The following is a 4,391-nucleotide window of genomic DNA, read 5'->3' as shown; positions in this document are numbered from 1 at the left end:
GTTTGGGGCTGGCGCTGGGCGGAAGCGTGGCGCCCGCCTGCTGGGTCTCCTCCGTGGCGCTGCTGCGCACCTGGGGTTTGTAGGCGAGCCACAGGGTGACGAAGGTGATCGCGAGGGCCATGACGATACCGAGGGAGGACGCCAGCCAGCGGGGCAGAAACCCCCGCTGGACGTAGGTGCCCTGTACCTCGGTCGGCTCGGCCGCGGCCCGGCGTACGGACAGGGTGAAGGGCCGCTCCTCCTTGGAGCCGAACCAGATGATCCGCCGGGGCCTCAGCGCCGCGTCCACGAACGCCGCCCGGCCCGGCTCGATCTGCAGCGCGGCGGGGCGTATCTCGTACGACAGGTGCTCACCGGTGTCGCTGCCGCTGACCGACGCGGTCACCTTGGTGTTGCCGAGGTTGTCCACCGCGAGCCGGGGCCGCCCCCGGAACCGCCCCTTGACGGTCACCGGCACCAGCTCCGCCCGCACCTCGCTGAACGGCGTGATGGTGAGGACCCCCTCGGGGACGGTCACCGCGCCGGGGTGCTCGGTCGGGGTGATCCGCACCGCGTACGGGTTCGGTCCGGCCGTCGCGTCCGGGGTGCGCGGCGGCGTGAACGTCAGCTCGACCGTCCCGGTCGTGCCCGGGTACAGCCGCAGCGTCGGGGGTTCCACGGTGGTCCAGGGCGCCGGGCCGCCCACGGGCTCGAAACGGTACTCGTCTACCACGTCACCGGTGTTGCGGATGCGCAGCCGCACCGTGGTGCTGCTGCCGGGGTCGACGGTCGCGGACGCGGGTTCCAGGGAGGTCCAAAGGCTCACCCCTCGACGCTAGGGTGCGCCTTTCGCGGTGTCAGGAGCCGTGGGGACAGGGTGAGTTGCCCGGTACGCCCCTGCCGGCTGCCCTCGCGGGCCGGACAGCCCGGGGCCGTCCGTCCCGGATCCGCGGAACACCTCACCGACGGGGCCGGACGAGAAATCCCCGTGCCCGGAGGCCCGGCCGATGGAACGCGCCCGTCTGCCTGTGCGGTCTGCCCCGACGAGTGCCCCGACGCCCCTGGCGGTCCGGGGCGCGGTCCGGTAAAACGGCGCGACGGGAACGGCCCCGGCCGCAAGACCCGGTGGCCGAAGGCTCCTCCCGGCCCGCCGCCGCGGACCCGGTCGTGTCCATACGGGCACCCCCGGGGGCAACACCCCTGCCCCCCGCACGGCACCTGAGGCCGTTTCGGAGCGGGTGGCGCGCGAGTGAGGCTGGTCGAAGTCCCATCGCGTACCCGGAGGAGAGCAGAGCATGCCGTCCTATCTGTCGCCCGGCGTCTATGTCGAGGAGGTGGCCAGCGGCTCGCGCCCCATCGAGGGCGTGGGCACATCGGTCGCGGCCTTCGTCGGGCTCGCCCCGACCGGGCCGCTGAACGAACCGACCCTGGTGACCAACTGGACGCAGTACGTCGCCTCCTTCGGTGACTTCTCCGACGGTTACTACCTCGCGCACTCCGTCTACGGGTTCTTCAACAACGGCGGTTCCGCCGCGTACGTGGTACGCGTCGGCGGCTCGGCCGACGGCGCCGCCGGCACGGACCGGGGCTCGGCCCCGCGGCCCGCCGCCGTGACGGGCGGCTCCGATCCGGCCGCGCTGCCCGCCGCCGAGCCCGTGCAGCTCGGCACGTTCGCCGTGGCCGCCACGACCGCCGGTACCGGGGGGCCGCTGACGGTCGAGGTCGCGGACCCCGAGGGCGAGGGCCCCGCCGAACGGTTCCGGCTGATCGTCAAGGACGGCGGCAAGCAGGTCGAGTCCTTCGACGTGAGTGCCAAGAAGGGCAACCGCTCCTACGTCGTCACGCAGGTCAAGGAGCAGTCCCGGTTCATCACCGTGACGGAGAGCGCCCCGGCGGCGCAGCTGGCCCGGCCCGAGAACCAGTCGGTGACCCTGGCCGCGCCGCCCGCGCCCGCCGCGCCCGTGGAGACCGCCCCGGACGAGGCCGCACACCCCGGCCCGGCGCACTACCTCGGCGACTCCGCCGACCGTACGGGCTTCGGCGGACTGGAGGCCATCGACGAGATCTCCATGGTCGCCGTGCCCGACCTGATGGCGGCGTACGAGCGCGGCGCGATCGACCTGGAGGCCGTCAAGGCCGTCCAGCTGGGGCTCATCGCGCACTGCGAGCTGATGGGGGACCGGGTCGCCATCATCGACCCGCCGCCCCGGCAGAACGCCCGCCAGATCCGCGTGTGGCGCCAGGAGACGGCCGGTTACGACTCCAAGTACGCGGCCCTGTACTACCCGTGGATCAAGTCCTTCGACCCGGCCTCCGGGCAGTCGCGGCTGATCCCGCCGAGCGGCCACATCGCCGGCATCTGGGCCCGCAACGACTTCGAGCGCGGAGTGCACAAGGCCCCCGCCAACGAGGTCGTACGCGGCGCCGTCGACCTCGAACTCCAGATCACCCGGGGCGAGCAGGACCTGCTCAACCCCATCGGCGTCAACTGCATCCGGGCCTTCCCCGGCCGCGGGATCCGTGTGTGGGGCGCCCGTACCCTCTCCTCCGACCCGGCCTGGCGCTACCTGAACATCCGCCGGTACTTCAACTACCTGGAGGAGTCCATCCTGATCGGCACCCAGTGGGTGGTCTTCGAGCCGAACGACCACAACCTCTGGGCCCGTATCCGCCGCAACGTCTCGGCGTTCCTGGTCAACGAGTGGCGCAGCGGCGCGCTCTTCGGCCAGAGCCCCTCGGAGGCGTACTACGTCAAGTGCGACGAGGAGACCAACCCGCCGGAGTCGGTCGACGTCGGCCGGGTCGTGTGCGAGATCGGCATCGCCCCGGTCAAGCCCGCCGAGTTCGTGATCTTCCGGCTGGCCCAGTTCTCCAGTGGCAGTGGCGAGTTGGAGGAGTAGTCCCCCGCCGCCGTCTCCGCCAGCACGTACGCCTCGTAATCCCGTACGCCCCTCCCGGGCCTCCAGAAGGACAGCGAACAGATGAGTCTCCAGCCGGGTGACGCCCTCACCTCACACAACTTCGGTCTCCAGATCGACGGCGTGATGGTCGAGTACCTCGCCGAGGTCAGCGGCCTCACCCTCGAACAGGACGTCATCCGGTACACGCAGAACAACGGCGCGACCGGCAAGAACGAGGTGTCGATCATGCCCGGCACACAGAAGGACGGGCAGTGCACCGTCATACGCGGTATGACGCAGTCGTCCTCGTTCACCCAGTGGATCAACGACTCCATCAACGGCCGCATGTCCACGGCCCGCAAGAACGCCTCGATCATCATGATGGACTACGAGGACAACCCGGTGAAGCGCTACAACCTGCGCAACGCCTGGTGCAGCAAGATCGACACGAGCACGGTGAAGGCCGGTGAGGCCGCCGCGCTGACCGAGACCGTCACCATCGTCTTCGAAGAACTGGTCATCGAGTAATGCGGCGTGCCACCGCCCCGGCACCGGGCGCCGCCACCAGAGCCGCGGCGGCGGGAGCGGACGACCCCCAGTCGGCTCCCGCCGTCGCACCCCCCGGCCCGGAACCGGCCCCTACGGCCCATGCGGCCCAGCGGGACGAGCTGCGCACGGAGTTCCCCTTCGAGCTCCCGCGCGGATACGTCGACGAGTCGGGCACGGTGCACCGCGAGGGCGTGATGCGCCTGTCCACGGCACGGGACGAACTCGTCCCGCTGCGCGACGTACGCGTCCAGGAGAACCCGGCGTACCTGTCGGTGGTGCTGCTCGGCCGGGTCATCACCCGGCTGGGCACGCTCGCGATGGTGCACGACGGGATCGTGGAGAACATGTTCGCCTCCGACCTGGCGTTCCTCCAGGACTTCTACCGGCAGATCAACGCGGAGGGCCACACCCGCGCGGCCGTCAGCTGCCCGCACTGCTCGGAGCCCTTCGAGGTGGAGCTCGGCGGGAGCCGCCTGGGGGAATCGTGACGTACGCGACCGACCGGCTGCACGAGGAAATCGCGTACGTCGCCTACCACTTCCACTGGAGTCTGGAAGCCATCTTGGACCTGGAGCACCGGGACCGCCGCCGGTACACGGACGAGATCGCGTCCCTGGTGACACGCGGCGCGGGGGAGGGCTGAGCGGTGGGATTCCTGGAGCGGTTGCGGGGCCGTCGGGACGAGCGGGCGAGTATGGGCCCGGCCCCGGCAAGAACGAGGTGTCGATCATGCCCGGCACACAGAAGGACGGGCAGTGCACCGTCATACGCGGTATGACGCAGTCGTCCTCGTTCACCCAGTGGATCAACGACTCCATCAACGGCCGCATGTCCACGGCCCGCAAGAACGCCTCGATCATCATGATGGACTACGAGGACAACCCGGTGACATCAACGGCCGCATGTCCACGGCCCGCAAGAACGCCTCGATCATCATGATGGACTACGAGGACAACCCGGTGA

General features: G+C 70.5%; 4 protein-coding genes and 2 pseudogenes. 5 read left to right on the top strand and 1 reads right to left on the bottom strand.

The window, feature by feature from the left end; all coding sequences use genetic code 11:
• Window positions 1–805, bottom strand: a pseudogene (locus ACJA3G_RS31280) (hydrogenase expression protein); the annotation flags it as partial.
• 469 nt (window positions 806–1,274) lie between these two features.
• Between ACJA3G_RS31280 and ACJA3G_RS31275 the strand changes: the two are divergent.
• The 5 genes and pseudogenes from ACJA3G_RS31275 to ACJA3G_RS31255 all read left to right on the top strand — a co-directional run.
• Entirely contained in the window at window positions 1,275–2,879 is a 1,605-nt protein-coding gene (locus tag ACJA3G_RS31275; protein WP_406556410.1) for a phage tail sheath family protein, read from the top strand.
• Between the two features lie 81 nt (window positions 2,880–2,960).
• On the top strand, window positions 2,961–3,407 hold the full coding sequence (locus ACJA3G_RS31270) for a phage tail protein (protein ID WP_406556409.1): 447 nt from the start codon (window positions 2,961–2,963) through the stop codon (window positions 3,405–3,407).
• The gene (locus ACJA3G_RS31265; protein WP_406556408.1) at window positions 3,407–3,916 is read left to right on the top strand and encodes a hypothetical protein; all 510 of its coding nucleotides are present in this window, start codon (window positions 3,407–3,409) and stop codon (window positions 3,914–3,916) included. Before ACJA3G_RS31270 ends, ACJA3G_RS31265 begins: the two co-directional genes overlap by 1 nt.
• Window positions 3,913–4,071, top strand: coding sequence for a DUF6760 family protein (locus ACJA3G_RS31260; RefSeq protein WP_406556407.1), 159 nt, complete (start codon window positions 3,913–3,915; stop codon window positions 4,069–4,071). The genes ACJA3G_RS31265 and ACJA3G_RS31260 overlap by 4 nt, the downstream gene beginning before the upstream one ends.
• Window positions 4,072–4,079: 8 nt before the next feature.
• A pseudogene (locus tag ACJA3G_RS31255) lies at window positions 4,080–4,316 on the top strand (phage tail protein); the annotation flags it as partial.
• Window positions 4,317–4,391: the final 75 nt, after the last annotated feature.

This window comes from Streptomyces sp. YS-3, from assembly GCF_045257485.1.
Classification (GTDB): domain Bacteria; phylum Actinomycetota; class Actinomycetes; order Streptomycetales; family Streptomycetaceae; genus Streptomyces.
Note: the sequence above shows the minus strand (reverse complement) of the source record. Positions and strands in the feature narration are given on the sequence as shown.